At 70.7% G+C, this 26,833-nt stretch carries 23 protein-coding genes and 1 pseudogene; 15 read left to right on the top strand and 9 right to left on the bottom strand.

The window, feature by feature from the left end; genetic code table 11:
• The first annotated feature begins 43 nt into the window (after positions 1-43).
• The 4 genes from IE153_RS03840 to IE153_RS03825 all read left to right on the top strand — a co-directional run bounded on the left by IE153_RS03840 (position 44) and on the right by IE153_RS03825 (position 3,921).
• Entirely contained in the window at positions 44-913 is an 870-nt protein-coding gene (locus IE153_RS03840; RefSeq protein WP_189588326.1) for an intradiol ring-cleavage dioxygenase, read from the top strand.
• A complete protein-coding gene (locus IE153_RS03835) occupies positions 910-2,016 on the top strand; it encodes a maleylacetate reductase (protein WP_189588325.1) in 1,107 nt (368 codons plus the stop codon). The genes IE153_RS03840 and IE153_RS03835 overlap by 4 nt, the downstream gene beginning before the upstream one ends.
• A 9-nt stretch (positions 2,017-2,025) precedes the next feature.
• On the top strand, positions 2,026-2,868 hold the full coding sequence (locus IE153_RS03830) for an NmrA family NAD(P)-binding protein (protein WP_189588324.1): 843 nt from the start codon (positions 2,026-2,028) through the stop codon (positions 2,866-2,868).
• 138 nt (positions 2,869-3,006) lie between these two features.
• Complete coding sequence (locus tag IE153_RS03825) at positions 3,007-3,921, top strand: YceI family protein (RefSeq protein ID WP_189588323.1); 915 nt, start codon at positions 3,007-3,009, stop codon at positions 3,919-3,921.
• A gap of 76 nt (positions 3,922-3,997) precedes the next feature.
• Here IE153_RS03825 and IE153_RS03820 read toward each other — a convergent pair whose 3' ends face one another.
• Positions 3,998-4,381 (bottom strand): DUF6083 domain-containing protein, encoded by a 384-nt coding sequence (locus tag IE153_RS03820; protein WP_189588322.1) that lies wholly within the window; start codon positions 4,379-4,381, stop codon positions 3,998-4,000.
• Positions 4,382-4,889: 508 nt separating this feature from the next.
• On the opposite strand from IE153_RS03820, the gene fusA reads away from it, so the two are divergent.
• Positions 4,890-6,932, top strand: a complete 2,043-nt coding sequence (gene fusA, locus IE153_RS03815) for an elongation factor G (RefSeq protein WP_189588321.1) — start codon at positions 4,890-4,892, stop codon at positions 6,930-6,932.
• Between the two features lie 70 nt (positions 6,933-7,002).
• On the opposite strand, the gene IE153_RS03810 is transcribed toward fusA, so the two are convergent.
• Positions 7,003-8,805, bottom strand: coding sequence for a pectate lyase-like domain-containing protein (locus IE153_RS03810; protein ID WP_189588320.1), 1,803 nt, complete (start codon positions 8,803-8,805; stop codon positions 7,003-7,005).
• A gap of 255 nt (positions 8,806-9,060) precedes the next feature.
• Here IE153_RS03810 and IE153_RS03805 point away from each other — a divergent pair, with 255 nt between their 5' ends.
• The 5 genes from IE153_RS03805 (at position 9,061) to IE153_RS03785 (ending at position 14,795) form a co-directional block, all read left to right on the top strand.
• The gene (locus tag IE153_RS03805) at positions 9,061-10,377 is read left to right on the top strand and encodes an ABC transporter substrate-binding protein (protein WP_189588319.1); all 1,317 of its coding nucleotides are present in this window, start codon (positions 9,061-9,063) and stop codon (positions 10,375-10,377) included.
• A gap of 5 nt (positions 10,378-10,382) precedes the next feature.
• Positions 10,383-11,372, top strand: coding sequence for a carbohydrate ABC transporter permease (locus IE153_RS03800; protein ID WP_189588318.1), 990 nt, complete (start codon positions 10,383-10,385; stop codon positions 11,370-11,372).
• Positions 11,373-11,383: 11 nt separating this feature from the next.
• Positions 11,384-12,223: a carbohydrate ABC transporter permease gene (locus tag IE153_RS03795; RefSeq protein ID WP_189588550.1), complete on the top strand. Its 840-nt coding sequence runs from the start codon at positions 11,384-11,386 to the stop codon at positions 12,221-12,223.
• Positions 12,224-12,252: 29 nt separating this feature from the next.
• The gene (locus tag IE153_RS03790; protein WP_189588317.1) at positions 12,253-13,611 is read left to right on the top strand and encodes a GH1 family beta-glucosidase; all 1,359 of its coding nucleotides are present in this window, start codon (positions 12,253-12,255) and stop codon (positions 13,609-13,611) included.
• A gap of 302 nt (positions 13,612-13,913) precedes the next feature.
• The gene (locus tag IE153_RS03785) at positions 13,914-14,795 is read left to right on the top strand and encodes a DUF262 domain-containing protein (protein WP_308432134.1); all 882 of its coding nucleotides are present in this window, start codon (positions 13,914-13,916) and stop codon (positions 14,793-14,795) included.
• A 98-nt stretch (positions 14,796-14,893) separates the two neighbouring features.
• Here the strand turns inward: IE153_RS03785 and IE153_RS03780 are convergent, their stop codons facing one another.
• The 3 genes from IE153_RS03780 to IE153_RS03765 form a co-directional block, all read right to left on the bottom strand.
• Positions 14,894-15,427 carry an SMI1/KNR4 family protein gene (locus tag IE153_RS03780; RefSeq protein WP_189588316.1) on the bottom strand — a complete coding sequence of 178 codons (534 nt, stop codon included), beginning with the start codon at positions 15,425-15,427 and terminating at the stop codon, positions 14,894-14,896.
• Entirely contained in the window at positions 15,424-15,876 is a 453-nt protein-coding gene (locus tag IE153_RS03775; protein WP_229828701.1) for an SseB family protein, read from the bottom strand. The genes IE153_RS03780 and IE153_RS03775 overlap by 4 nt, the downstream gene beginning before the upstream one ends.
• Before the next feature lie 562 nt (positions 15,877-16,438).
• The gene (locus tag IE153_RS03765) at positions 16,439-17,110 is read right to left on the bottom strand and encodes an SMI1/KNR4 family protein (protein ID WP_229828699.1); all 672 of its coding nucleotides are present in this window, start codon (positions 17,108-17,110) and stop codon (positions 16,439-16,441) included.
• 104 nt (positions 17,111-17,214) lie between these two features.
• Between IE153_RS03765 and IE153_RS42545 the strand changes: the two are divergent.
• Positions 17,215-17,334, top strand: a pseudogene (locus tag IE153_RS42545) (LLM class flavin-dependent oxidoreductase); the annotation flags it as partial.
• A gap of 244 nt (positions 17,335-17,578) precedes the next feature.
• Here the strand turns inward: IE153_RS42545 and IE153_RS42540 are convergent.
• Positions 17,579-18,241, bottom strand: coding sequence for an ATP-binding protein (locus IE153_RS42540; RefSeq protein WP_308432121.1), 663 nt, complete (start codon positions 18,239-18,241; stop codon positions 17,579-17,581).
• 542 nt (positions 18,242-18,783) lie between these two features.
• Here IE153_RS42540 and IE153_RS03755 point away from each other — a divergent pair.
• The 3 genes from IE153_RS03755 to IE153_RS03745 all read left to right on the top strand — a co-directional run bounded on the left by IE153_RS03755 (position 18,784) and on the right by IE153_RS03745 (position 22,617).
• Positions 18,784-19,638 carry a hypothetical protein gene (locus IE153_RS03755; RefSeq protein WP_229828695.1) on the top strand — a complete coding sequence of 285 codons (855 nt, stop codon included), beginning with the start codon at positions 18,784-18,786 and terminating at the stop codon, positions 19,636-19,638.
• Entirely contained in the window at positions 19,623-20,840 is a 1,218-nt protein-coding gene (locus IE153_RS03750; RefSeq protein ID WP_229828692.1) for a hypothetical protein, read from the top strand. The genes IE153_RS03755 and IE153_RS03750 overlap by 16 nt, the downstream gene beginning before the upstream one ends.
• Positions 20,841-21,090: 250 nt before the next feature.
• Entirely contained in the window at positions 21,091-22,617 is a 1,527-nt protein-coding gene (locus tag IE153_RS03745) for a hypothetical protein (protein WP_189588314.1), read from the top strand.
• Between the two features lie 220 nt (positions 22,618-22,837).
• Here the strand turns inward: IE153_RS03745 and IE153_RS03740 are convergent, their stop codons facing one another.
• From IE153_RS03740 to IE153_RS03730, 3 genes are all read right to left on the bottom strand, one after another.
• Positions 22,838-24,418: a hypothetical protein gene (locus IE153_RS03740; RefSeq protein WP_189588313.1), complete on the bottom strand. Its 1,581-nt coding sequence runs from the start codon at positions 24,416-24,418 to the stop codon at positions 22,838-22,840.
• Between the two features lie 255 nt (positions 24,419-24,673).
• Entirely contained in the window at positions 24,674-25,411 is a 738-nt protein-coding gene (locus tag IE153_RS03735) for an LppU/SCO3897 family protein (protein ID WP_189588312.1), read from the bottom strand.
• Between the two features lie 166 nt (positions 25,412-25,577).
• Positions 25,578-26,408 carry an SAM-dependent methyltransferase gene (locus IE153_RS03730; protein ID WP_189588311.1) on the bottom strand — a complete coding sequence of 277 codons (831 nt, stop codon included), beginning with the start codon at positions 26,406-26,408 and terminating at the stop codon, positions 25,578-25,580.
• Here IE153_RS03730 and IE153_RS03725 point away from each other — a divergent pair.
• A complete protein-coding gene (locus IE153_RS03725) occupies positions 26,398-26,793 on the top strand; it encodes a hypothetical protein (RefSeq protein ID WP_189588310.1) in 396 nt (131 codons plus the stop codon). The two genes, IE153_RS03730 and IE153_RS03725, sit on opposite strands and share 11 nt — an antisense overlap.
• The last annotated feature ends 40 nt before the right edge of the window (positions 26,794-26,833 follow it).

Below are 26,833 nucleotides of genomic sequence, written 5' to 3'. Positions count from 1 at the left end.
CGAAAGATCTGGAAGAAGCGGACGTAGACGACGAGGAGCCGGGATGACCACCGATGCGACCAGGGCCGGCGTCACCGAGCAGGCCCTCGCCGGCCTGCGCGGGACCGCCGACCCGCGGCTGCGTGAACTGCTCACCGGCCTCGTCCGCCATCTGCACGACTTCGCGCGCGAGACCCGTCTCACCCAGGAGGAGTGGGAGCGGGCGATCGCCTTCCTGACCGCGACCGGGCAGATGTGCACCGACACCCGGCAGGAGTTCATCCTCCTGTCGGACGTGCTGGGCCTGTCCATGCTGGTGGAGACGCTGAGCGGCGATCGCGCGGCGGGCGCCACCGAGTCGACCGTGCTGGGCCCCTTCCACATGACCGAGTCGCCGGTCCGTGCGCTCGGCGACGACATCGACCTGGTCGGCGGCGGCGAGAAGTGCGTCGTCAGCGGACGGGTGCGGTCCGCCGACGGCACCCCGCTGCCCGGCGCCGTCGTCGACGTCTGGCAGGCCGACGACAAGGGCTTCTACGACGTCCAGCAGCCCGGCGTCCAGCCCGCGGGCAACGGACGCGGGCTGTTCACCGCCGACGCCCAGGGCTGCTTCTGGTTCCGCACCTGCGTCCCGGCGGCGTATCCCATCCCCACCGACGGTCCCGTGGGCGGGCTGCTGCGCGCGACCGGACGGCACCCCTACCGCCCCGCGCACATCCACTTCATCGCCACGGCCGAGGGCCACACGCCCGTCACCACGCACATCTTCGTGGCCGGCGGCGACTACCTCGACTCCGACGCGGTGTTCGCCGTGAAGCGGAGCCTGGTCCAGGACTTCGCCGAGACCGACGACCCGTCCCTGGCCCGGGAGTTCGGCGTCGAGAACCCCTTCCGGCACGCCCGCTTCGACCTCGTCCTGGAGCAGGCCGTATGACGTTCCAGGAGGAGTTCACGTACGAGACCCGGCCCGTGCGGGTCGTGTTCCGGCCCGGCGCGGCCGTCACCGCGACTCCGGACGAGGCGGCGCGCCTGGGCCTGAGGCGGCTGCTCGTCGTGTGCGGCAGCCGGGGCGAGCGCGTGGCCCGGGCGGTCGCGGACGCGCTCGGCGACAGTTGTGCGGGAGTGCACGCCGAAGCCCGGATGCACGTGCCCGTCGAGGACGCCGACCGGGCCGTCGCGGCCGTCCGGGCGGCCGGGGCGGACGGCTGTGTCGCGGTCGGCGGCGGCTCCGCGATCGGGCTCGGCAAGGCGATCGCCCTGCGCACCGGACTTCCGCTGATCGCCGTGCCGTCGACCTACTCGGGTTCCGAGATGACCCCGGTCTGGGGCCTGACCGAGGACGGCACCAAACGCACCGGTCGCGACCCGGTCGTCCAGCCCCGCAGCGTCGTCTACGACCCCCGGCTCACCCTCTCCCTGCCCGTCGCGCTGACCGTCACCAGCGGGATCAACGCGCTCGCGCACGCCGTCGAGGCGCTGTACGCCCCCGACGTCTCACCGCTGGTGTCGGTCATGGCCGAGGAGGGCGTCCGGGCCATGGCCGAAGCTCTGCCGCGACTGGCCGTCGACCCGGACGACCTCGACGCGCGCAGCCGGGCGCTGTACGCGGCATGGCTGTGCGGGGCGTGCCTCGGCGCGACCACCATGGGGCTGCACCACAAGCTGTGCCATGTCCTCGGCGGCACCTACGGCCTGCCCCACGCCGAGACCCACACCGTGGTGCTGCCCCACGCCCTCGCCCACAATGCCCCCGCGGCCCCGCAGGCGTTGACCGTCCTGCGCCGCGCCCTCGGCACCGACGACGTGCCCCGCGCCCTGTGGGACCTGGCCGGCCGTCTCGGCGCCCCGCGTTCCCTGGCCGAACTCGGCCTCACGGAGGCCGACGTGACCCCGGCGGCGGAACGGGCCGCGGGCGAGCCGTACACCAACCCGCGCGAGGTGACGGCGGAGGGGGTACGGGGCGTACTGCTCGCGGCGTTCGAAGGAAGCCCGCCGGGCTCCGGCTCGCGGACAGAAGGTGACCGCAAGCCTTCCTAGGGTCGGGGCATGACTCAGACGCAGAGGATTCTTGTCACCGGCGCCACCGGCACCGTCGGCCGGCAGGTCGTCGCCGCGCTGCTCGACCGGGGGCACGAGGTGCGTGCCCTGACCCGCGACGCCGCGAAGGCCGCCTTCCCGGCCGGGGTCGATGTCGTCGAGGGTGACCTGACCGAGCCGGACGGCCTGGTCCCGGCCCTGGAGGGCGTCACCGGTCTCCACCTGATCACCTTCGGCGGTGCCGCCTTCAGCCCGCTGGAGACCGGCCCCCGGATCCTGGAACTCGCCGAGTCCTCCGGTGTCCGCCGCGTCACCGTGCTCCACGGCGGTGGCCCCACCTCGCTGGAGGACGCGGTACGGGCCGCCCACGGTGTGGACTGGACGGTGCTCATGCCGGTCGAGTTCATGGCCAACGCTCTGGAGTGGGCGGACGGAATCGTGACCGCGGGGGAGGTGCGGGAGCCTTTCGTGGACCGGCTGAGTGCCATGGTCCACGAGGCGGACATCGGCGCCGTCGCGGCCGTCGCGCTCACGGAGGAGGGGCACGCCGGCCAGGAGTACGTGATCACCGGTCCCGACGTGCTCACCGTCGGCGACAAGGTGAAGACGATCGCAGCCGCCGTCGGCCGGGACATCACCCTGGTCGAGCTGACCGAGGAGCAGGCTCTCGCACAGTGGCGGGCGGCGGGTCTCCCGGAGGACACCATCGACTTCCTGTTCATGGCGTACGGAGACACCCCCGAGGTGGGCCGTACGGTCTCCGGCACCGTCGAGAAGGTCACCGGGCACCCGGCACGCACCTTCGCCCGGTGGGCGGCCGAACACGCGGACGCCTTCACGGAACAGTCCTGACTGTCTCGTATTGAGACACCCGGCCCGGAATCCGGTCCGTCAAGATCGACAAGGGGGTGTGACCGCAGCAAGGTGCGGCCGTCGGCATGCGCTGAATCGCCGACCGCACGGCCGCACACCCGAAGAAAGGTGACCACCATGGCCCTCGCACTGCTCCGGCGCCGGTGGCTCAGGAACACCTCCGCCGCAGCGGCGGGCCTCGCCCTCCCCCTCCCCGACGGCGCGGGCGCGGTGGCCCGCGAGGTCGTCGACCCGATGGGCTCGCCCCTGGCGGCCGCGGACGTCACCGTCACCGCCCTGGACACCCACCGCGTCGCCGCCCGCGGCACGACCGACCCCTACGGCTACTTCCTCGCGACACTGCCGCCCGGCCGCTACAGCCTGCTCATCTCGGCGGAGGGCCTGCGGCCGCACCGCGAGACGATCGAGACGGGCCCGGGCACCCCGACGGCCACCGAGCGCGTCTGGCTGCAACCCGCCGAGGCGCTCCAGCTTCCGACGCCCGGCACCTGGCTCTTCGACCCGCCGCACACGGCGATCCGGTTCATCGCCAAGCACGTCGGCATGGCCCATGTCCACGGCCGCTTCGAACGCTTCGAAGGCGGCATCCGCATCGCCCCGGACATGGCCGACTCCCGCGTGCACGTCAGGATCGACGCCTCCAGCATCACCACCGGCAACACCACCCGCGACAACCACCTGCGATCCGCCGACTTCCTCGACGTCGAACGCTTCCCGTACATCGACTTCACGAGCGCGCGCTTCGCCTACCGCGGCGGCTCCAAGTGGACGCTCCAGGGCTCCCTCACCATGCACGGCGTCAGCCGCTCGGTGTCCCTGGACACGACGTACCTCGGCACCGTGAACGGCGGCTACGGCCAGGAACTGCGCTGCGCGGCCCTGGCGACGGCGGAACTCCACCGCGAGGACTACACGTTGAACTGGCGTTCCATGCTGGCCCGCGGCATCGCGGTGGTCGGCCCCACGGTCCAACTGGAACTCGACGTCCAGGCGATGTACCGCACCCACGACACGCCCACCCCGCCGGAGTAGTGATCCGACCTGGGCTTCCACAGGAGGCCCAGGTCAGGCTCCGTCGCATCGGCCGCGTCATACGGACGAGTTGCGCCTACCCGGCGTCCGGCCACACCTCCGGCGGGCGGGGTGGTTCCGGGTCGGTTCGCCGCTCCGCCGCCCGCGCGTTCTCCCGCCGCAGGGCCGTCAGCCACGGCCAGAGATCCGGCAATGGCTGTGCCGAGCACGCCAGCCGGTGCTCGATCCGGCAGCGCTGCGATCCGTCCGGCGGGCACACGCCGTACAGCGCGACCCGGCCGTCCGACAGAGTGATCCAACGGTGCTGCGAGGGCACGAGATGCGCCGGCACCTCCACCCCCGGCTCCAACAGAATCCAGTCCTGCTCCAGCGTCGCCACCCGATCCTGCGGCAACCGGCAGAGCGGACACGCATATGGGCCGACCTGTAATCGGCGCAGCCCGTCATCAACAGCCCCCATAAGGCCAGAGTGGGCAGTCACCGGCACAGCGGACAGGGCGCGAACCGGACGAGACGCCTGAGCCACGTTGCCGCCATCGGGGCGCAGGGAGACTCGGCAGGTTCGACCGGCAACCATCGCTGGATCCTCCGGCGGCCGGGATGCGACGAAACCGCGACCAACCGCGCCCGAGGTACACCGCCAAAAATCCCTCGCTTCGTTCCCCTCGGCCTCCCTACACTCACCCCCATACCCGCGCCGCCCACGATCCCGGCGGTGCACCGATGTGACGAACGAAGGGAGACCGCCATGCGTGACCACACCGCTGTCGCCGTCTCCCTGCCGCAGCACGAGGTGATCCTGGTGTCTTCGTCGCCCCGGTGTCCGCTGCGCGGCGGCACCGGCTGACCGGGACGAACACCCGGCGATCCCCGGCAATCTGATGTGACGTCAGGTTTCGGAGGCTCCTGCCTGTTCCGCCCGGGAATCGCGCTGCCCCTTTTCTGATCGCATCGAAAGGCCCTGGGCCGTGCGCACCCACCTCAACCCGCTCGCCGTCGTCCGCAACCTCGGCATCCTCGCCCACGTCGACGCCGGCAAGACCACCGTCACCGAACGGATCCTGTTCGCCACCGGCACCACGCACAAGCGCGGCGAGGTCCACGACGGCACCACCGTCACCGACTTCGACCCGCAGGAGCGCGACCGCGGCATCACCATCTTCGCCGCGGCGGTGAGCTGCGCCTGGGACGGTCACCGGATCAACCTCATCGACACTCCCGGGCACGTCGACTTCGCCGACGAGGTGGAGCGTGCGCTGCGGGTGCTCGACGGGGCGGTGGCCGTGTTCGACGCGGTCGCCGGGGTGGAGCCGCAGAGCGAGTCGGTGTGGCGGCAGGCCGACCGGCACGGCGTGCCGAGGGTCGCGTTCGTCAACAAGATGGACCGCGCCGGGGCCGACCTCGACGCGGCCGTGGCGTCGATCCGGGAGCGACTCCACCCGGCGCCCCTGGTCGTGCAGTTGCCGATCGGCACGGAGGACACCTTCACCGGCGTCGTCGACCTGGTGCGCATGCGGGCACTGCTGTGGGACGACGGCGGATCCGTCGAGGAGACGCCGGTGCCGGAAGGCATGCGGGACGAAGCCGCCGCTCGCCGCCGGGCGTTGGAGGAGGCCGTGGCGGAGCTGCACCCGGGCGCGCTGGAGGAGTTCTGCGACACGGGCACGCTCTCCGAGGGCACCCTTTCCTCGGCGTTGCGCGGGGTGACCCGGGACGGTGACGGCGTGGTCGTGCTGTGCGGCTCCGCGTACCGCAACCGCGGTGTCGAGCCGCTACTCGACGCGGTCGTGGCCTATCTGCCGTCGCCCCTGGACGTGCCGCCGGTCCGCGGTACGCACGAGGGCGAGGAGCAGGCGCGGCCCGCCGATCCCGCGGCACCGGCCGCCGCTCTGGCGTTCAAGGTGCACGCCACCCCGACGGGACGGCTGACCTATCTGCGGATCTACTCGGGCACGATCGAGAAGGGAGACACCCTGTGGGACGCGACCGCGCGGCGCACGGAGCGGATCGGACGGATCCTGCGCGTCCAGGCCGACCGGCACGCCCCGCTGGACCGGGCCGTCGCCGGGGACATCGTCGCCGTGGTCGGGCTGAAGTCCGCCCGCGCCGGCTCGACCCTGTGCGCACCGGGCGCGCCCCTCGTCCTGGAGCCGCCCGGCGTGCCCGAGCCGGTCGTGTCGGTCGCGGTGGAGTCCCGCCGCGCCGGTGAGACGGACCGGCTGGCGTCGGGGCTCGCCCGGCTGACCGAGGAGGATCCCTCGCTGGTCGTGCGAACCGACCCGGAGACCGGGCAGACCGTGCTGTCCGGCATGGGTGAGCTGCACCTGGAGGTGGCGGTGGAGAAGCTCCGGCGCGAGCTGGGGCTCGAGGTCAACGTCGGCCGTCCCCGGGTCAGTTACCGCGAGACCGTCGGCCGGGGCGTGTCCGGTCTGGTGTTCCGGCACGTCAAACAGGACGGCGGGGCCGGGCAGTTCGCCCATGTCGTCCTCGACGTGGAGCCGCATGAGGAGGGAGGTTTCGAGTTCCGCTCCGCGGTCGTCGGCGGGCGGGTGCCGCAGGAGTACGTCCGGGCGGTCGAGGCGGGCTGCCGGGACGCCCTCGCCGAGGGGCCGCTCGGCGGGCATCCGGTGACGGGCCTGCGCGTCACGCTCACCGATGGGGCGACCCATGTGAAGGACTCCTCGGACACGGCGTTCCGCACGGCCGGCCGCCTCGGTCTCCGTGAGGCCCTGCGCGCCTGTGCGATGGTCCTGCTGGAGCCGGTCGTCGAGGTCACGGTCACCGTGCCCGAGGACGCGGTCGGCGGTGTGCTCGGCGATCTCGCCGCCCGGCGCGGCCGGGTGACCGGCTCGGTCACCCGCGCGGGCGCGGCGGTCGTCACCGCCACCGTGCCGCTGGCCGAACTGTTCGGCTACGCGACCCGGTTGCGCAGCCGCACGCAGGGCCGCGGCACCTTCACGGCCCGTCCCACCGGCTACGCGCCGGCGCCGGTCGCGACGCAGGTGCGGTAGCGCACGGGGCGGCGGCCCCTCCCTTCCTCACCCGAAGGGAGGGGCCCGCCGGTCCGCCCCGTCCTGAGAGCTACGGGTACGACACCACCGTCGACGGCACCGTGGACGTCCCCGACGTCGGCGACCCCGTGTCGTTGATGACCCGCTCGTACTGCCCGTTGCCGCCCAGCGAGACCACGAGCAGGTCGTGGAAGCGCACCCCCGGCCGGTTCGGCGCGGCGAAGCCGTGGTGCTGCACGATGCCCGGGTCGACGTTGTAGTAGCAGTAGCTGCCCAGGCCCCAGCCCTCGTGGGTGGTGACGGCGTCCCCGACCCGGTAGGCGGCGTAGCCCTTGATCGAGCCGTTCTGGATCGCGGCCTGGTTCGGGGCGTCGTAGGCCTTCTCGTTCTGGTAGAAGATCGTGCGGCCGCGCTCGCCGAACCACTGCACGTCGTACTTGTTGAAGTGCTCCACGAACAGCCCGGTCGCCAGCACGTCGTGGCCGTTGACGACGACCCCGTAGTCCGCGCGGTTGGTCTCCCAGCCGACCCCGTCGCCGTGGTCGGCGCGCCAGACCCAGGTGTGGTCGACGATGGTGTGCCGGCTGTTGACGACCATGCTGGTGGTGGCCTTGCCCGGGCCCGCCCCGCCGATGCGGACGAACACGTCCTGGACGGTCGTCGGGTTGGCGGAGTGGTCTCGCCAGGCGCCGCGCGGGCCGATCTCCAGCAGGGTGGCGGAGTTGACCGGCCCGGCGTCGACGAGGAACCCGGCCAGGCGTACGCCGTCGACGTCGGCGACCTTCAGCGCGGTGACGCCGTCGTCGGGGATGAGCGTGGCATATCCCAGACCCAGCACCACCGTGCCGGCCCGGTCGACCCGCACCGGCTGGTCGAGGTGGTAGATCCCCGGCGTCAGCAGCAGGTGGAGTCCCTCGGCGAGGGCCTGGTTGAGCGTGGCCGCCGAGACGCCGGGCTTGGCGACGTAGAAGCGCGACAGGGGCAGCGAGGTGCCCCGCGGGGTGCCGTTGCCCCAGGTGACGCCCCGGGCGTTGGTCCGCTTCTCGGGCAGGAAGACCCGGTACTCGCTGCCGCTGAGGTACAGGAACGGCTTCTCGCGGGAGACCGGCGTCGTGGCCAGGGTGGTGTACGGCGGGTTCGGGAAGCCCTGCGCGGGGGCGCCCTCGACACCGGAGAACACCATGTTCCACACGCCGTTGAGCCAGCCGCCGATCGCGCTGTCCCGGGTGTACCACTGCTGCTGGGAGTAGGGCTGCACCTGGCCGTCGATCCGGCTGTCGGCGATGTAGCCGCCGCTGGACCAGCCGTAGCCGGTCGGGGCGAGGTTGAGGTTGCCGCGGATGTGCATCCGCCGGAACGGGGCCGCCTGCGAGACCGCCCAGCGGTTGGTGCCGTTCACGGGGACGACCGCGAGGTTCTCGGCCGAACGCCAGAAGTTCTGCGTGGCGTTGCCGTTGAACCAGCCCGCGTCGACCGTGATGTCGCCGTTGATGGTGGTGTCGTCGGGGGAGAGGCCGAGACCGGAGATCGAGGTGTAGAAGCCGATCTGCGCGTTGAGGCCGTGATAGGTGCCGGGTTTGAACAGCAGCTGGTAGCGGCCGGTGCCGAACTGGGCCGACTCCTGCTGCCGGAAGATCTCGTCGAGTCTGCCCTGGATGTTCGGGGTGGCCGGGTCGAAGACCAGCACGTTCGGGCCGAGGTCACCACCGCCGGGCAGGGCGCGCGGCTTCCTGCGCACGGGCGTCTTCCGTGTGTCGGGGGCGGCCGAGGCGGTGCCGGGCAGCGCGGCGAGCGCGGACGCGGCCGCGGCGGCGCCGAGGACGGCCCGGCGGCCGGGCGCGGGCAGGCGGGATGACGGGGAGTCAGGGTGCATGGGGCGGCTCTCCTGGTTCAGGAAGTGAACGGAGTGGGGTGCGGGGAGCGCTCTCTCGCCGCTGAATGGTTCATCCGTGGAACAGATGCGTCAAGGGGTGCGGCGAGACTTCCAAGAGTGTGTCCAGCCCCTTGACGGGACTGCCTTCCGAGGATTAACTCACGTCCTAAATTAAGCCATGACGGCTTCCCTCTCGCCCAGGCTCTCGCCCCGGCGGAAGGGGGCCGTACTCCCGGAAGAGAGCCAGGAGCAGCCATGCGCAGCATCCGAGCCGCGGCGGCAGGCGCCGTCACACTGTCACTCGCCCTCGCGGCCACGGCCTGCGGAGGAGGCTCCGCCACCGGCGGCGGATCGAACGATTCACCGAAGACGCTCACCTACTGGGCGTCCAACCAGGGCGCCAGCATCGAGGTCGACAAGAAGGTCCTCCAGCCCGAACTCGACAAGTTCGAGAAGCAGACCGGGATCAAGGTGAAGCTGGAGGTCGTCCCCTGGTCGGACCTGCTGAACCGCATCCTCACCGCCACCACCTCCGGCCAGGGCCCGGACGTGCTGAACATAGGCAACACCTGGAGCGCCTCGCTCCAGGCCACGGGCGCGCTGCTGCCGTGGGACGCCGAGAACTTCGGCAAGATCGGCGGCCGGGACCGGTTCGTCGACTCGGCACTCGGCTCCACGGGCGCGCAGGGCAAGGACCCGGCGGCGGTGCCGCTGTACTCGATGTCCTACGCGCTCTACTACAACAAGAAGCTGTTCGCCGACGCGGGCATCTCCAAGCCCCCGGCCACCTGGGACGAGCTCGTCGCCGACGGCAAGAAGCTGTCCAAGGACGGCAAGTGGGGCCTGGGCATGGAGGGTTCGAACCCGTCGGAGAACATCCACCACGCCTTCGTCTTCGCCAAGCAGCACGGCGCCGACTTCTTCACCGCCGACGGCAAGGCCGACTTCACCGGGGACGGGACGGTCGCCGCGGTCAAGCAGTACGTCGACCTGATGGCCAAGGACAAGGTCATCGCGCCGGGCAACGCCGAGTACGCGCAGAACCAGTCCGTCAGCGACTTCGCCAAGGGCAAGACGGCGATGCTGCTGTGGCAGTCCGCGTCCGCCAACCTCGAGTCGCAGGGCATGAGCAAGGACGACTACGGCATCGCCCCCGTGCCCGTCCAGTCCGGCACCCCCGGCACCGGCAAGCAGGTCAACTCGATGGTCGCCGGCATCAACCTGGCCGTCTTCAAGAACACCGACAACACCGACGGCGCCGCCAAGTTCGTGAAGTTCATGACGAGCGATGCCGAGCAGAAGATCCTCAACAAGGCCTACAGCACGATCCCGCCCGTCAGGTCGGCCCAGGCGGACGCCGCCTTCGCCACCCCGGCCAACGGCGTCCTGAAGGACACCCTGGCGAAGAGCGCCGTGGCCCTGCCGCAGGTCGCCGACGAGTCCCAGTTCGAGACGGCGGTCGGCACCGCCATCAAGGGCCTGTTCGCCGACGCGGCCGCCGGCCGCCCGGTCACCACCGGCTCGGTGAAGGCGGCCCTGGAGAAGGCCCAGCAGCAGATGCCGGCGGCCTGAGCGACATGACGACCACTGCCCAGGCCGAGAGGCCGGCGGTCCGCAAGAACCCGCCCGGCACGGCGCGCGGCCCCCGCCGCCGCACGGGGCGGATCCACCGCGTGGGCCTGCCCTACCTGCTGCTCCTGCCCGCCCTGCTCCTCGAACTCCTCGTCCACCTGGTGCCGATGGTGATCGGCATCGTCATGAGCTTCAAGGAGCTCACGCAGTTCTACATCCGCGACTGGGGCGCCGCCCCCTGGTCCGCCCTCGACAACTACACGGTGTCGGTGGACTTCGACGCCCCGGTCGGCGAGGCACTCCTCCACTCGTTCCTCGTCACGATCGCCTTCACCCTGCTGTCGGTGGGCCTGTGCTGGCTGATCGGCACGGCCGCGGCGGTCTTCCTGCAGGACGCCTTCCGGGGCCGCGGCCTGCTCCGGGCGCTCTTCCTGGTGCCCTACGCGCTGCCGGTCTACGCGGCCGTCATCACCTGGGTCTTCATGTTCCAGCACGACAACGGCCTGGTGAACCACGTCCTGCACGACCAGCTCGGCCTCACCGACAAGCCGTCCTTCTGGCTCATCGGCGACAACAGTTTCATCGCGCTGCTGACGGTGTCGGTGTGGAAGGGCTGGCCGTTCGCCTTCCTCATCGTCATGGCGGGTCTGCAGAACATCCCGGGCGAGCTGTACGAGGCGGCCGCCCTGGACGGGGCCGGCGTCTGGCAGCAGCTCCGCCGGATCACCCTGCCGTCCCTGCGGCCGGTCAACCAGGTCCTGGTCCTCGTCCTCTTCCTGTGGACGTTCAACGACTTCAACACGCCGTTCGTGCTGTTCGGCAGGACCGCGCCGGAGGCCGCCGACCTCATCTCGGTGCACATCTACCAGGCGTCGTTCGTCACCTGGAACTTCGGCACCGGCTCCGCGATGTCCGTCCTGCTGCTGCTGTTCCTGCTGCTGGTCACGGGCGGATACCTGGCGCTCACCTCGCGCGGACGGAGAAAGGCCTCATGACCACGTCCCCCATGGCCCCGCCCCGCTCCTTCCTGTGGTCCCGGCGGATCTTCCTGACGCTGCTGACGGGCTTCGTGCTGGTCCCGGTCTACGTCATGGTCTCCAGCTCGCTGAAGCCCCTGGCCGACGTCACCGGAAAGTTCCGCTGGCTGCCGAGCGAGCTGACGATCCGCCCGTACATCGACATCTGGTCGACGGTCCCGCTGGCCCGCTACTTCGTCAACTCCCTCGTCGTGGCCGGGGCGGCGACGGTCTGCTCGGTGGTCATCGCCGTCTTTGCGGCCTACGCGGTCAGCCGCTACGACTTCCGCGGCAAACGCGTCTTCACCGTCACCGTCCTGTCCACGCAGATGTTCCCGGGCATCCTCTTCCTGCTGCCGCTGTTCCTGATCTACGTCAACATCGGCAACGCGACGGGCATCGCCCTGTTCGGTTCGCGCGGGGGACTGATCCTCACCTATCTCACCTTCTCCCTGCCGTTCTCGATCTGGATGCTGATCGGCTACTTCGACTCGGTGCCGCGCGACCTGGACGAGGCGGCCCTGGTCGACGGCTGCGGACCGCTCGGTGCGCTCTTCCGGGTCGTCGTCCCCGCGGCCGTGCCCGGCATCATCGCGGTCGCGGTCTACGCCTTCATGACCGCCTGGGGCGAGGTGTTGTTCGCCTCGGTGATGACCAACGACACCACCCGCACCCTTGCCGTCGGCCTCCAGGGCTACTCGACCCTCAACGACGTGTACTGGAACCAGATCATGGCCGCCTCGCTGGTCGTCAGCGTGCCCGTGGTCGCGGGCTTCCTGCTGCTCCAGCGCTATCTGGTGGCCGGCCTGACGGCGGGAGCCGTCAAGTGACCGACTCGCCCGTTCTCGAAGGGACTTCCGTGACCATCGACCTCGCCGCACTCCCGCACGACTTTCTGTGGGGCACGGCCACCTCGGCGTACCAGATCGAGGGAGCCGTGGCGGAGGACGGCCGCTCGCCGTCGATCTGGGACACGTTCTCGCACACCCCCGGGAAGACCGCCGGCGGCGACCACGGCGATGTGGCCTGCGACCACTACCATCGCTGGCGCGAGGACATCGCCCTGATGCGCCGACTGGGCGTGAACGCCTACCGGCTGTCCATCGCCTGGCCGCGCGTCGTCCCGGGCGGCGACGGCCCCGTCAACCCCAAGGGCCTCGCCTTCTACGACGAGTTGATCGACGGTCTGCTGGAGGCGGGCATCACCCCGTCCGTCACCCTCTACCACTGGGACCTGCCGCAGGCGCTCCAGGACCGGGGCGGCTGGCCGGAGCGCGACACCGCGTCGGCGTTCGCGCACTACGCCTCGGTCGTCGCAGAGCGCCTTGGCGACCGCGTCTCCCACTGGGCCACCCTCAACGAGCCCCTGTGCTCGGCGTGGATCGGCCACCTCGAGGGCAAGATGGCACCCGGTCTGACGGACCTCACGGCCGCCGTCCGCGCCTCCTACCACCTGCTGCTCGGCCACGGGCTGGCGGCCCGGGCCATCCGCGCGGCCGCCCCGGAAGCGCGGGTCGGCATCGTCAACAACCTCTCCACCATCCACCCCGCGACCGACCGCCCCGAGGATCTCGCCGCCGCCCGCCGCATGGACGGCCACACCAACCGCTGGTGGCTCGACCCGGTGCACGGCAGGGGCTTCCCGTCGGACATGCGCGAGCTCTACGGCGTCGAACTCCCGGAACGGCCCGGCGACTCGGCGGCCATCGCCGCCCCGCTGGACTGGCTGGGCCTGAACTACTACTTCCCGCAGACCGTCGCCGACGATCCCGAAGGCCCCGCGCCGTACGCCCGGGCCGTACGCCGTGACGGCGTCCCGCGCACCGGCATGGACTGGGAGATCGACGCGAGCGGCATCGAGTCACTGCTCCTGCGGCTCACCGACGACTACGGGGCCCGCCGGCTGTACGTCACGGAGAACGGCTCGGCCTACCCCGACGTCGTCCGCCCCGACGGCACGGTCGACGACCCCGAGCGGCAGGAGTACCTGCTGGGCCACCTCGCCGCCTGCGCCTCCGCGGCCCGCAAGGGCGCTCCGCTGGCGGGCTACTTCGCCTGGTCACTGCTGGACAACTTCGAATGGGCGTACGGCTACGAGAAGCGGTTCGGGCTCGTGCACGTCGACTACGCGACGCAGAAGCGCACGATCAAGGGCACGGGGCATCGGTACGCCGATGTCGTCCGGGCTCATCGGAGTCAGGTGCGCGAGGCGGCCTGAAAAGCTGGGCCGCCGGAACCCATGCCCGGGTTCCGGCGGCCCATGGTCGCGGTGCGACGACGAGACCGGTGCATTCGGCGCGACTCCTGTGCGCAAGACGGTGGGCGGCCGACGACAGTTATCGTGTGTGCCGTAGATCACTCGCACGTTGGGGGCGGCAGCATGGGGCTGGCAAACGACAAGATCATCACTCAGGTCGAGAACCTGCTGCAGGGCAGTGTCGTCATTCCTTCCATCCAGCGAGTCTTCGTCTGGATGAGGCCCGATGTACGTGATCTCTTCGATTCTCTCTACCGAGGCTACTGGTCGGTGCTCTGCTGCTGTGGAAGACCAATCTGACCGTCCCCTCCAAGACCGCTGCGGTCGTCCAGACCGACAAGTCGATGCACCAGCCGCTTTATCTGCTGGACGGACAGCAGCGGTTGACCTCCCTCGCCTGGGTGTACCGACCCGAGTCCAAGGCTGACGGCCGGCTCATCGATCTGCGCTTCGACGTGCGCACCGAGGAGTTCGTCAACCCGAGCGCCGTACAGCGCAAGGACCCGTTGCTGATCCCGGTGTCGACGCTGCTGCGAGAGAACGTGCAGTTCTATCAGGTCCTGCTCCAGGCAGGGGTCCCGTTCGACGATCCGAATTTCGATGCGTGGACTCAGCGGATGCAGAGGGTGAACAACATCCGGCACCACCAGATCGCGGTCATCACCTATGAGTCCGACGACTACGAGGAGGTCGCCGAGCTCTTCGCCCGGTTGAACAAGGGTGGGCGACGGCTGTCCAAGGGCGATCTCGTGTACAGCGCCATCGCGGCCCGCTGGGCCGACGGCCTGGACACCATGGACTCCTTCCACCAGGAACTGCAGGACAGCAACTTCGCCTTGAACAGGGAAGCCGTCCTGCGCCTCATGAGCCTCCTCGCGGGAACCGGCGCCCATCACATCAAGCTCATCGGGGCGGAGGTGGACGAAGCCGCGCTGAAGGAGGCCTGGCAGGACACCGAGAGGGCCCTGCGCTTCGCCATCGACTTCCTGAAGGGCGAGTGCTCGATCCCCCGATCCGAGGTTCTCTCGTCGCCGAACGTCACGATCGTGCCCGCACTACTGCTGCACCACCGCGACGGCAAGCTGCGTCCGGGAGAGGCCCAGCTGACGACGGCAACGGCCGGGGGGTGTGGTTGCAGGCGATGATGCTCGCGAGGCGGGAGCTCATCGACGTGCGTGCTGCCCGTGTGATTCTCAGGCGGGGCGCGTCCCGCCCAACCCGATTTCTGCCCCGCGTCGCATCGTCATACGGCACCGAGCTGACGGAATTCATGTGCAGCACGGGGGAACGACGACGAGAGGATGGTCGAATGTAGCTCTCCATTGAGGGAGGATACGAGGAATTGCGTGCAGGACACGGAGAAATGCTCCCACCGATCGCCGCGCGCTTCGTTCACCATGACGGTCCACTCGTCCGGCTTATGGCCTGGCCGGACAAGCCAGTAGAGGCATTCTCCGTTGTCCGTGGTTGCCCATGGGATGACCCGGGACCCTTCGACTTCCAGTTCCGCCGGCTTCCTCTCGAATTCCCACAGATCTTCCAGGTCTTCGGCCTGGTTCTGTGCCCATTCGAGGAGGTCGTAGTTCTCGTTGGGGCAGCCGGGCTCCAGGACGTACAGATAGTCGTCCCAGTTGCTGCCTCCGTAGACGTGGATGAACTCCTTGTAGTCGGCGGGGAGCTCAACCTCAAGGCTGCGCTCGACCTCGTGCCAATCCTTCCGGCGGGGCTCGCTCGGCGCTGGGGCGATGTCGAGCAGACGCGCAAGGGCGTTGGTCATGGCTGGGTTTCCAGCGCCACGCCACCCGGCCCGGGCAGCCTCGGCGCCATCACGTCCAGCAGTCGCGCACCCAGAATCGTCCGGTACGTCCACTCACGCCCCGCCTCACCCCGCGCTACCGCGAACCGCGCCAACGCCGCCTCGCCCGAGAACGCGCAGATCCACCGCACGCCGTTGAAGTCCGCGGTCCACAGACTTCCCTGCGCATCGAACGGCACCAGCACCGCCGAACGCCGGAACTCCCCGAGTAAACGAGCAAACTCCCGCCGCGCCCGCGCCCCCTCGTCAGGCGACTCCGCATCCGGCGCTGTCCGTGCAGACGCGAGCGGCCCCAATGGCTCCTCGACCGGCTCGGTAGCCGGCGCGCCGCTCGGTACCGACGCAGCCGCTAACTCGGTCAATTTAGAAGCCCATTGAGGCTTCGGTATGTCATCCCCGTTGTCATTCACGAAAGTATGCTGCCATGTGATCATTCCGTGAGAACCGGCAGGCCCCGGTTGTCGAGGTCCGGGCGCCGCACCGCCTCGGGGCAGGCGCACCGCGATCTCGTAGCCGGCGGAGCGCATCCGCAGGCCGGCACCGTGGCCGTCCGATCCGGCCGGTGAGACCGATGCAGGATGAAAGAGGCGCCGTCGACGGGCGCGGCAGCGAAGGGCCATCGCTTCCGGTAAGGAATGCGCACAGCGCTACACCAAGCCCATGACCGGCGGCACGTGGGGACTGCTTGCCGAGAACCGTGACGGCTACACCGGCCCGAAGTGGAACGAGAAGTGTGGCCGTGCCTCCGTTCCCACGGATCAGAACACCGGCGCCTTCCGTGACCTGGGCATCAAGTTAGTTCCCCCAGATGCGGCTGCTCGACAAGGACGGGTTCTTCATCAGCGATCCTGGTTTCGAGCACTGCAAGAACGCCGACACGGTCTGCGCGTGGAAGAAGGTCGGCTGAACTGACCTGACCTCTGACTGACCAAGCATGTGGCCGGAGCACCCTGTGGTGCTCCGGCCACGGTGCTATGCGAAGCGCGTCCAGTCCGGATCCCGCGGGTGTGCCGGCCCGTCCCACACCAGGGCCTGATCGACGAGACCGGGCACCTTCGTGTCCTGGTGTCCGTCCGCGTACTCCACACCCCGGTTCTCGTACAGGGCGTCGGCGACTTCGATGAGGTAGTCGGCAAACGACGGCCACACGCCCAGCTTGGGAATGCCGGCCTCTTCGAAGGTTCCGATCCGTCCGTACCCCGGCCCTGGCGTGCAGTCCGTGAACAGCCCGTACAGACCGCTGCGGTCGGTCGCGGCGAAGGCCAGGTACCGCACCATGGGGTCGTCCGGCATACCGATCGTGTGAGGGCCTTCATCCCAGTACGGCAGATGCTCCACGGGAGGAATCCCCTGCTTTCTCGGCAACAGCCAGGCCGTCGCCTGACCTTGTGAGGGAAGTCCGGTCTCGGGTTCGGGTGCCCGGCCGAAGTCACCGGGATGACCCGTGCCGTTGCGGAGGCGATAGAAGGCCTTGAGGCCCGGTGGGACGGTGAGGTCGAGTTCCTGCTCGACCTCACGGATGTCGGCCTCCGGGACGGGCGGAGGAAGCATCCGGTAGGAGCGCGGAGCGTGCTGCTCCAGCCACTTCTCGATCCTCGCCCAGGCGCCCGCCACGGCCTGCTCCTGCTGCTGATCGTCCGTCATTCCCGTGACCTTACGGGTCTCATGCCGCTCCTCGGCAACCTTGCGAATCTCTCCCGCTGTGCAAAGCGGTGAAGCCGAAGCGCGCGGGCTTCGCTTGGACCTCGGGTCCGCTGCGTGACGCCGGCGCCACTTGGTGGGACGAGCGGCAGGTCCAGACGGGCCCCGATCTGGACAGCCTGCCCTCGGTAATGCGCCGGATCGAGGCGGGGCCGCCGGTGATCTGATCAGCCTTTCGAGGGTGTGCCGGGTTTGGCGGTGGGATTCTTCGGTCGTTTGTCGGGCCGGTAGCTGGGGCCGTTCATGGTGGCCCGGTGGCCGGCGCTGATCAGTCGGTTCAGCAGCGACTCGGCGACGACGGGGTGGGGGAAGAGGGGATACCAGTCGCTGGGCGCCCGGTTGCTGGTGATGATCAGGACCGGTTCCGTCGCTCGCTGAAGAGTTCGTAGAGGTCGTCGGCCTGGGGTGCGGTCAGCCGCCGCATCGCGAAGCCGTCGAGGGCGAGCAGGCCGGGGCGGATGAGTTCGCGGATGCGCTTGTCTCAGGTGCGGTCCGCGTGGCCGCCGGCGAGCTCAGCCAGGATGCGGCTGGTCCTGGCGAAGCAGTCGGTTTCGTGCACAGGGAGCGGCGCCGGCTCGACGCGGTGTTCAGTACCGCCCACACCGTCTTGCCGGGACCGGGACCGGGACCGGGACCGGGGCTGGGGCCGGAGCCGCGGCCGGTGATGCCCCAGGCGTCGGCCAGGGCGACGACGAGGAGGAGGCAGCGGCCGGACTCGGACTCGACGTCAGGGTCCGTGGGGATGATGGCGACGGGCCGGCGTCCCGCGCGGGTGTCGGATACCTCCAAGCGCAGCCGCCGACCGTCCGCCTCGGCGGCCGGCCGGACGTGGAAGACCCGTCCGGGAACGCGTCCGTGCTGGACGGCGTTGGCACACAGCTCGGCGGTGATCAGAGTCAGTGTCTCGTTGGCATCGCTGCCGTAGGGGTGGCCCCAGGAGTCCAGGCACTGCGCGACGAAGAGCCGGGCGAGGCGGGCGTCGTGCGGGGTCGAGGTGAACGCCATCGCGAACTCGGTGGGGGAGGCGGGACCGGAGAGGACGGGCCGTTGCCGCTGGGGGGAAGGACTGTGCATGCGGCCGGCGTGGCGGCGGCGACCGGCGTGTCACCAGCAGCGACGCCTGTACGGGAGTGGGCTGTACATGGGGCGGGGTGCCGGTGTGGTGCTGGGATGGAGGACGTCAACTCTGCGGACAGGAACGGTCGTTGTCCCTATGGTGGGCTGTGAGGGACGGTCGTTGCTCGATGGGGCTTCTGTACGGGGGCTCCGCGTCGGGCCGCCGAGCGGGAACACCATCTATCACGTCGTGAGGGGACGGCATGACGGCGACCGCGCCAGCGGGCGGGACACCGGAACCCCGGCCGAACACCGCCGGGAACACCGGGGGAAGCACCACGCCGGGACCGGCAGAGCAGAACGGAACCTCGGACGGAACCTCACCGCCCGCCCCCGTACCGCCCCCGCCGACGCGCCCCCCTGACGTGCCGCCTCCGCCCCCGCCTCCGGCCTCCTCCGGCGCGGGCAGCGGGGCCGACGACGGTCTCCGGACGGTCCTCCCCGAAGCGCTCGGCGTGCCTGCCGGAGCGTCCCGGCGCAAGAGGAGGCTGTGGTTGTCGGTGGCGGCGGTGAGTGCCGTGCTGGGAGGTCTGGGCGGGGCACTGCTCGCGTACGCCATGATCGGTCCGAGCGTCACCAAGGAGAACGACTCCAACAAGGCGTACGACGCATCCCAGCCGCCGTTCACGGTGTCGGTGCAGCCCGAGCACAGTGAGCCCCGGGAGTGGGCGATGGTACTCGACCGGACGCTGACCGACGAAGAGATCCGGAAGATGAAGGCCAGTTCGGACGTCTTCTCCTACCTCAAGTCCCTGGGTGGCCGTCCGCTCGCCTACGCGCCGTTCCTGGAGCACGCTCCGCAGCGGTACCTGGAGAAGCAGACCGCCAGTGGGGGCATGGAGTTCTCGGACACGTTCAAGATGACCGTGATGAGTACACGCCAGTACGCGGTGACCATCAACGACTGGAAGGTCACCGACCTGACGTGCCGGAAGAGCACCGCGCAGGCCGTCGTCGGCCTTCCGCCGCAGGGCGGGGTCGCCTACGAGGGCATCCGGCTCCATCTTCCGCCCCGCGCCGACGAACCGGTGCTGACCGACGACACCGAGGGACAGGGCGAGCCCTATTTCGACAACCGCTTCGTCGAGGTCGGCAACGGCCAGTCCTCGGGCGGGCTGCGGGCGGAGGTCATCGCGCCGCGGGGACGGACGTGCGAATGGGGCCTTCAGGTCCACTACAACGACACCCACCGGCCGGAAGGGCGGTGGGTCCAACTGAAGGACGACAAGGGCGAGCCGCTGCGCATCCGTACGGAGTCCGTCCCGGAGAATCCCCGGCAGAGCTGGGTCTTCGGGGCCATGCCCTGGACGTCGTGTGACGACATGCCGGAGGAGGGGCAGTGTTACGGGCTCTGACGGGCAGGGCCGCGGTCCTGGTCGCCGTGCTGGCTGTCCTGTGCGTCCAGGGGTGCGGCTCCTCGCAGTCCAAGAAGGAGGCCGGGCCGGCGCCGGGTCCCTCGGCGCCCTACTGGGGCAATCGCGGGTATGCCCTTCCGGACAGCCCGTTCACTCGCGAGGGCACGGTTGTCACCGCGACGTGCAGCATGGGCGCGCGCTACGCCGGGGTCAACGTGCAGGCCTGGGATCCCGAGCGGTGGCAACTGCGAGAGACGCGGAACTTCTTCATCCCGACCGACGCCGCGTTCACCAACTACAAGGACGCCAAGAACGTCAACAGCCCTCTCGTGGACCTCTGCGGAGTGAGTTCGGACAGTCCGTCGCCCTACGCCGTGGACGATCTGGAGTACGTGACTCCCCGGGTCCGTGCCCTGTTCGACCTGGCGTACACGCGCATGGCGGTGGTGCTCCGGGACGCGGACGGCGGGACGACGCACGCCGGCTACGTACAGAGCGGTGGCAACGCCGACGACTTCGTGAGCCTGAGCGACGCGAGGGGCGACGACGAGCAGAACGCGGTGATGGCGCCCGACGGGCGGAGCGTGTGGTTCACGTACATCACCGCCGACGGTGAGCGCAGGATCGGTTCGCGGCCCGCGCAGGGAGATCACCGGCTGTCGGACGAGGGCCCGGCGATCGGACACGACCTCCCCCTGATCGTCACCGGGAAGCCCCCGCGCGCCGTCCAGGCCAACATGGCCCACCTCGCCCCCGACGGCCGCCGCCTCACCGCGACCGCACCGAAGATCTACGGGCACGTCTTCCACACCCTGGACTCGTCAGGACCGCTCACCGCGGCAGCGGGCCGCTCCGCCACCTTGCTCAGTGGATGCGTCGGCATCGTCGGCTGGGTCGGGGACGAACGGGTGCTGTGCCGCTCCCAGTTGGGCAACTTCCGAACCATGGATGCTCGTAGCGGCCGTCCCGAGGGGAACGCCGTCGCCGTGGTCCGCGAGGACGACGGGAGGGTCGCCGAGGGGATGGTGGTCTCGGCGGACGGTGAGAAGTTCATCGCGTCCGTTCACTCACCCAACGACCGTTCGGGGCAGCCGTCGGGCCTGGGTGACTTCCGGGTGGTGTCGACCTCGGGGGAAGGGGCCGCGGTTGCTGTCTCCGCTGAGTCCTTGACCAACGACACGGTGTTCCTGGAGTGGCGGTGAAGCGCGGGGGTGTGGGTGTACAGGCGGGTGCCGTACGGGGGGCGGGGCGTTCGTACGCGGTACGGGTAAGCGGGCCGAAGCAGCACGAAAGTCATGGTGCGTGCCCGGACCGTCCACGCGGCTGCCACCGCCGACGTACCCCCGTCGGGGCGAACGCCCGAACCGCCGGCCATGACCGCACCCCCTGTCCGCATGGCCTCCTGCAGGGGCCGCGAGTCCGCGGTCAGTGGACGGTGTTACTTTCCGCGACATGACCGATCACGCGCTACGGCTGCTGCGGCAGGACCGCCGCCTGGCTGAACTGGCCGCCTTTCCCTTCGACTTCGATCTGGACCGCGCCGCCCACGGTCATGTCGAGGAGGTCCGCCTCGCCTCGGGCGGGCCGCTGGAGACGGTGGCCGGGGACGACACCGGCGGCACGTACTTCGTGTGCGCGGACGGCTCGGTGCTCTACGCCGACTCGGAGGGCGCTGCAGGGATCATCGGCTCCAGTGTCGACGAGGCCCTGGAGCTCGTGATCGGCCTGCCCGGCTGGCGTGGCTACGCACGTCTGTCGCCGGACGACGGCGAGGAGAAGATCCTGGTGTGCGTCGCGGAGACCGAGGACGAGATCCGTGAGTGCTACGGGATCGACGAGGAGCGGGCCGAGCTCCGTGCGGCGCTGGGCTTCCCGGAACGCTCCCCGGTCGAGCTGGTGGGCAGACTGCGTGCCGCGCTGCTGCGCACCGAGCCGGACTTCGTCCTGCTCAACGCGGATGAGGGGTGCGCGTACGACCTGTTGGGCCCGGTCGGTCCACCGCTGTGGGAGACGGTGCTCGCGGCGGGCCGCACCCATCTCGCCCGTCTGCGGGAGGGCGACCCCACGGCATGGCGTGATGTCGCCGAGGACCCGGTCCGGCGCCGGATCACCCTGCGGGCCGCGCAGTTCGACCGCGCCGAGGGCGATCTGGAGCTGCTGCGGCATCTGCTGCGGCACGAGACACGGTCGTCGATGACGGACGAACTGCGGCTTGCGGCCGTACTGGTCGGGCTGCACGGGGACACCGGAGATCTGCCGCTGCTGCTCGAGGTCCGGGAGACGGACTTCGACACGGCGTGCGGCCTGGGCGGTGTGCCGGAACCGGGTGCGAGCGCGGACGAGTTGCGCCAGTGGGCGCGGGAACTCGACGAGTCGATGGTCGGGACGGACCCGTCGGACGAGCCGGTCTCCACATGGACCGACCTGGCGCGGGACCAGGGGATGACGGACCTCGCGCGGGTGACGCTGATCCGCGAACTCGACAGCATCGTCATGGACCAGAGCAGACTCCGCCGCCCCGGGGCGCCCCACACCCTGGCCACGGCTCCGCTGAGCGGGCTCGCCCGGGACTTCGAGGAGCTCGGCGACCTTCCCCAGGCGCTGCGCGCCCAGCGCCTGTACGCCGCCCTTCAGGAGACGGCATGGGACCGGGCCTCGGCCCGGCACACCCTCGCCCGCCTGGAGCGGGAGGCGGGCCGGCTGCCGCAGGCGGTGGACAGCCTGGCCGCCGTGCGCGACGCCCTGGCCACCCCGGGCGACGACTCACTGCGCCACTGGCAGCGGGTCAACCTCGGCCGTTTCATCACCGAGGAGCACTACCGGCTCACCCTCGCCCTGGCCGACGCGGGCCGCCCCGAGAAGGCCCGCGCCCTCCTCACCGCCGCCGACGCCGTACTCGGCGAACTCTCGGACAACGCCGCCAAGGGCGTCCGCGAACTCGCCGAGCGGACCGCTGCACGCGTGCGGGAGGTCGACTGAGGAGGGGCAGGGCGGGCGGCCGGCCCGCCAGGAAGCAGGGGCTGCCGAAGCAGCCTCCTCGGCCGCTGCTTCGAGCAATGCACCACCGTCAGCGTGGCATTCTCCGAGCTCGCCGACGGGGAGAACGCCCGGACCACCGACGTGGAGTGGTGGTGAACCCGTGGGCGGGGCGACGGCTCCCCGCCCACGGGTGCGGTCGCGGACGAGGGTGGGCGGGAGCTCAATCCGGCAGGGGGCAGGTGAGGGGGAGGACGCGTTCGGTCAGCCGGCCGGTGAGGTGGGTGTCGGTGAGGGCGGCGTCGGTGAGCCAGTCCGCTGCGGTCAGCCGGTCGATCAGGTCCCGCAGTTCGCCGGAGCCGACCGGGACCCGGGTGGCGAGGGCGTTCAGGGTGACGCCCTGGCCGCCGCGTCCGAGGCGCCCCACGTCGTCCGTCCACGTGGCCAGCGTCACGGCGAGCAGCCGGGCGCCGGCGGGTGCCTTGGCCTTGCGGAGCTTCTTGTCCGAGACGACTCTCTGGGCCCAGCCGGAGAGCTTGGGCCGTGTCTTCCTGCCGAACGTGAACGGGCCCGTCCCGTCCTCGTCGGGCACCAGGGAGGGGACGGTGATCGGGGTGGGGTTCTCCGGCCGGGAGGCGAGCAGGTCGCCGACGGTGCCGGGGAGGGACAGCCAGCCGCAGCCGGACAGCTGCTCGACCAGGTCCTCCGGGTCGGTCAGGCCCAGCGCGTTGACGTCCTGGCCGACGAGGTTGCCGGTGCCGGTGTGCGCGGTGCGCAGGGTCAGCATCAACGCCAGCAGCCGTGCTTCCGCTCCGGGCAGCGGTGTGTGGCCGGCCACGTGCGCGAGGACGGAGCGCGCGTACTCCCACTGCGCCGATACGGGCAGCAGGCGCGCCACGCCCGATTCCTCGCCCTCCGGGACACGGCCGGTGCGGTGCTGGTGCTGACGTCGGATGACGGCGGCGGCCTGCTCGGCGCGCTGGGCCTCCAGCCGCAGGGTGACGTCGCAACTGACATCGGACCAGGTGAGGAAGGCGCGGGCCTTGCGTTCCTGGAGATCGGCCAGCAGCGCCAGGTCGGGCTCGGGGCGCTTCTGGTAGGCGCGGAAGAGGTCGCCGAGCTCGGTGAGTTCGTCCCGCAGGGACACGGGCCGCAGGTCGCGCGGAATGACACGCCGGCCGATCCTCGCCTCCGGCGGGCGGCGGCGCCGCGCGGGTACGGGGCGGGGTGCGGGTACGGGGAGGGGTGCGGGTACGGGGAGGGGTGCCGGACATCCCGTCCGGGTGGTGACCTGCTGGTCGGAGAACTGCGGCGTGCCCGCGCCGGTGCCCGCCGCCGCGGGGGTCGGGCGGCCGGCGGTCCGGGGTGCGGACGGAGGGGAGGTGGCCGTGGTCCGGGCCCCGGGAGTGGCGGCGGCACACTGTGAACAACACTCCAGGGCCTGCCACCAGCGTCCTGCCCGGTCGGTGATCACGGCCAGGACGATCGGTCCGCCGCACCGCCAGGGTTGTTCGGTACGCGCATGCCTGCCGGTGTCGGGGAGGTGGGCGCGGCAGCCGTCGGCCCGGCAGGCGCAGTAGGTGTCGGCTCTGGGGGCGGGGGTGGCGCGCAGGTGCGCCTTCAGATGGGCGACCGCGGCCGTACGGCCTGCCGCCGCGGAGGGCAGACGCCGCTCGGCACAGGCGGGTCGGCCGCACGAGACGCGCACCTCCGCGCTGCCTCGGCCGACGGGGTCCAGACGCACGATCCACCGGCGGCCCGGCACCCGTTCGTCCAGCTCGCTCCCTGCGGCGGCCTGTGTCATCCCGTTCTTCCTCCGTCTCCCGTGACCTGCGTGTCGCCGCCGCTTCCCGTTGCGCCGAGAGGTGGTCGGGCGGCGGGTTCACGGTATGCGGCACAGGGGTGAAGGGGGATGAAATCGCACAGGGTGAGGGCTTTCGGGTGACAACGCCGTCCGTGTCGGTGAACCCGGGCGCGACGGCCGTCACGACGACGGAGACGGGTCTGAACCGGCCTTTCCGCGAGCGTACTCGGGCGGCTGGGGGGACCGAGCTGTCGGTCAGCTGCCCTGGTAGATCGTGGTGCACAGCAGCGTGGCGCCGTCGTCCACCAGGGCGGCCCAGTAGCGCGTCTGGTCGCCTGCCGCCCGGCGGCAGTTGTTCGCGTCGGCACCCGCCGGGGCGCGGTAGACGCCTGTGATGTGCATGATCTGGTTGTACGGGACGGGTACCGGCTCGCGTCGGCAGGCCACGGCCGTCATCAGTGCGAGGGAGATCGAGTCGCCGGACTGCCGGCCGAGAATGCAGTAGTTGGCGTGGTAGACGCGGGTGAGGCAGAGCTTCGTGGAGTCGCCGGTGGTGGCGGACCGGTAGCTCCAGTACGACTTCCCATAGCCGGTGGGGCAGGCGGTGTTGATGGCGGTCACCTGGACCTGCGCCTGCTCGCCGGCGCAGGACACGGGGTCCGGCGGAGCACCGACGCTCCAGTCGACGCTGGTGGTGCCCCCGCGGCCCGTGTCGTAGACCGCCAGGCAGTCGCCGGCCGAGATGGCCTCGAACGCCTCTTCGGTGGGATCCGGAGCGGGCGTCGAGGGCTCGGGGCCGGACTCGTCAGTGCTCCCCTCACCGGTGTCGGAGTCATCGGGGATGCGGTCGCTCGGCGAAGACGTGTACGGGGCCGGGCTGGAACTGGAGGGGGGCGAGTCGGCCAGCAAGTCCTTCAGCTCGCCGACGTTGTTCAAGCCCAGCCAGCCCAGGATCGACAGCACGGATGCGATCCCGCCGATCAGTGCCCACACCCTGGCAGCGGAATGGTCACCGGATGCGCCTGCCACCATGCCCTCCCCCGCGGAGACTCAGGCGATATTAGCCGTCTTGGCGCCGTCGAGAGCCCAACTCCCTTGTCCCGCCCCTGTTGACCCCCGCCCGGGTCCAGCACCCATGGATCGCCGCCCGCCGGGGCCACTACGCCTTGCGGGCCAGCCCGGCGACGATGAGGTGCTGCCAGACGCTGAGCTCCGGCTGCGCGCCGCCGGCGCTCCAACGGTTGGCGGTCGTGTCGGGACGCCACAGGGGCGCGGGAACGATCCCGGGGTCGAGGATCTCCAGGCCGTCCAGCAGGGAGGCGATCTCCTCGTCGGTGCGCCACCGGCCGCGGCCGAAGGTCTGCTGGAGGACCCGCTCGGCCTCCGCGGTCTCCGGGTTGTCGCCGGAACGGAAGTGGCTGACGAAGAAGTGGCTCCCGGACGGCACGTGGTCACGCCAGTGGCGGACGATCCCGGCCGGGTCCTCCTCGTCGTTGACGTGGTGGAGGACGGCGCTGAGGACGACGGCGACGGGGCGGTCGAAGTCGATCAGTTCCAGGGTGTCCGGGTGGGTGCGGACGCCATCGGGGTCGCGTACGTCGGCCCGGACGACCCGGGTCCGGTCGTTCTGCTCCAGCAGCGCGCAGCCGTGGACCAGCACCTGGGGGTCGTTGTCGACGTACACGATCCGGGACTCCGGGGCGTGCCGCTGCGCGACCTGGTGGACGTTGTCGGCGGTCGGCAGACCGCTGCCCAGGTCGATGAACTGCCGTACGTCGGTGGTCGTCACGATCTGCGTGATCGCCCGCGTCAGGGCCGCGCGGTTGGCGAAGGCGATGGCCACCGAGCCGGGGAGGTCGCGGAAGAACACGTCGCCGACCTCCCGGTCCACTGCGTAGTTGTCCTTGCCGCCGAGCAGGTAGTCGTAGACGCGGGCGATGCTCGGCCTGGTGGAGTCGATGGAGGGGCCTTCAACCGTCATGCCGGCCATCCTCCCCCGCGAGGGCGCCTGCCCACCGGCGTTCCGGGATCCCCGGGCGGACGGATTCCGAGGCCGCCCGGCGCCGCGGCGACGGGAGGTCGCCCTCGGCCTGCTCGGCGATGCGGCGACCGGCCCCTTCATCGAGCCCTACCTGGAGAGCCCGACCGCCGAGTTGCGCTGGGCCTCCGCCTTCGCGTTGACGCGGTTCGCCATCGCCGGCCCGGCCGTCGTCGACGTACTGGCGCAGGTGGTCGCTCGGCCGCCCGAGAGGACCGGGACGATGGCGTTCCTGAGCGGCTCCCACGGCGGCCTCGCGGCGATGGCCCTGGCCGAGACGTCCGCGGCCACGACTCTCCGGACGGTCGCTCAACCCTCAGGCCCGGCCCGGACCTGAGGGTTGAGCGACCGTGATGAAGTGTGGGCCTCTGAACAAT

The sequence above is a fragment of the Streptomyces massasporeus genome (genome assembly GCF_014648995.1).
Taxonomy (GTDB): domain Bacteria; phylum Actinomycetota; class Actinomycetes; order Streptomycetales; family Streptomycetaceae; genus Streptomyces; species Streptomyces massasporeus.
This window is presented reverse-complemented; position numbering and strand designations above follow the sequence as displayed.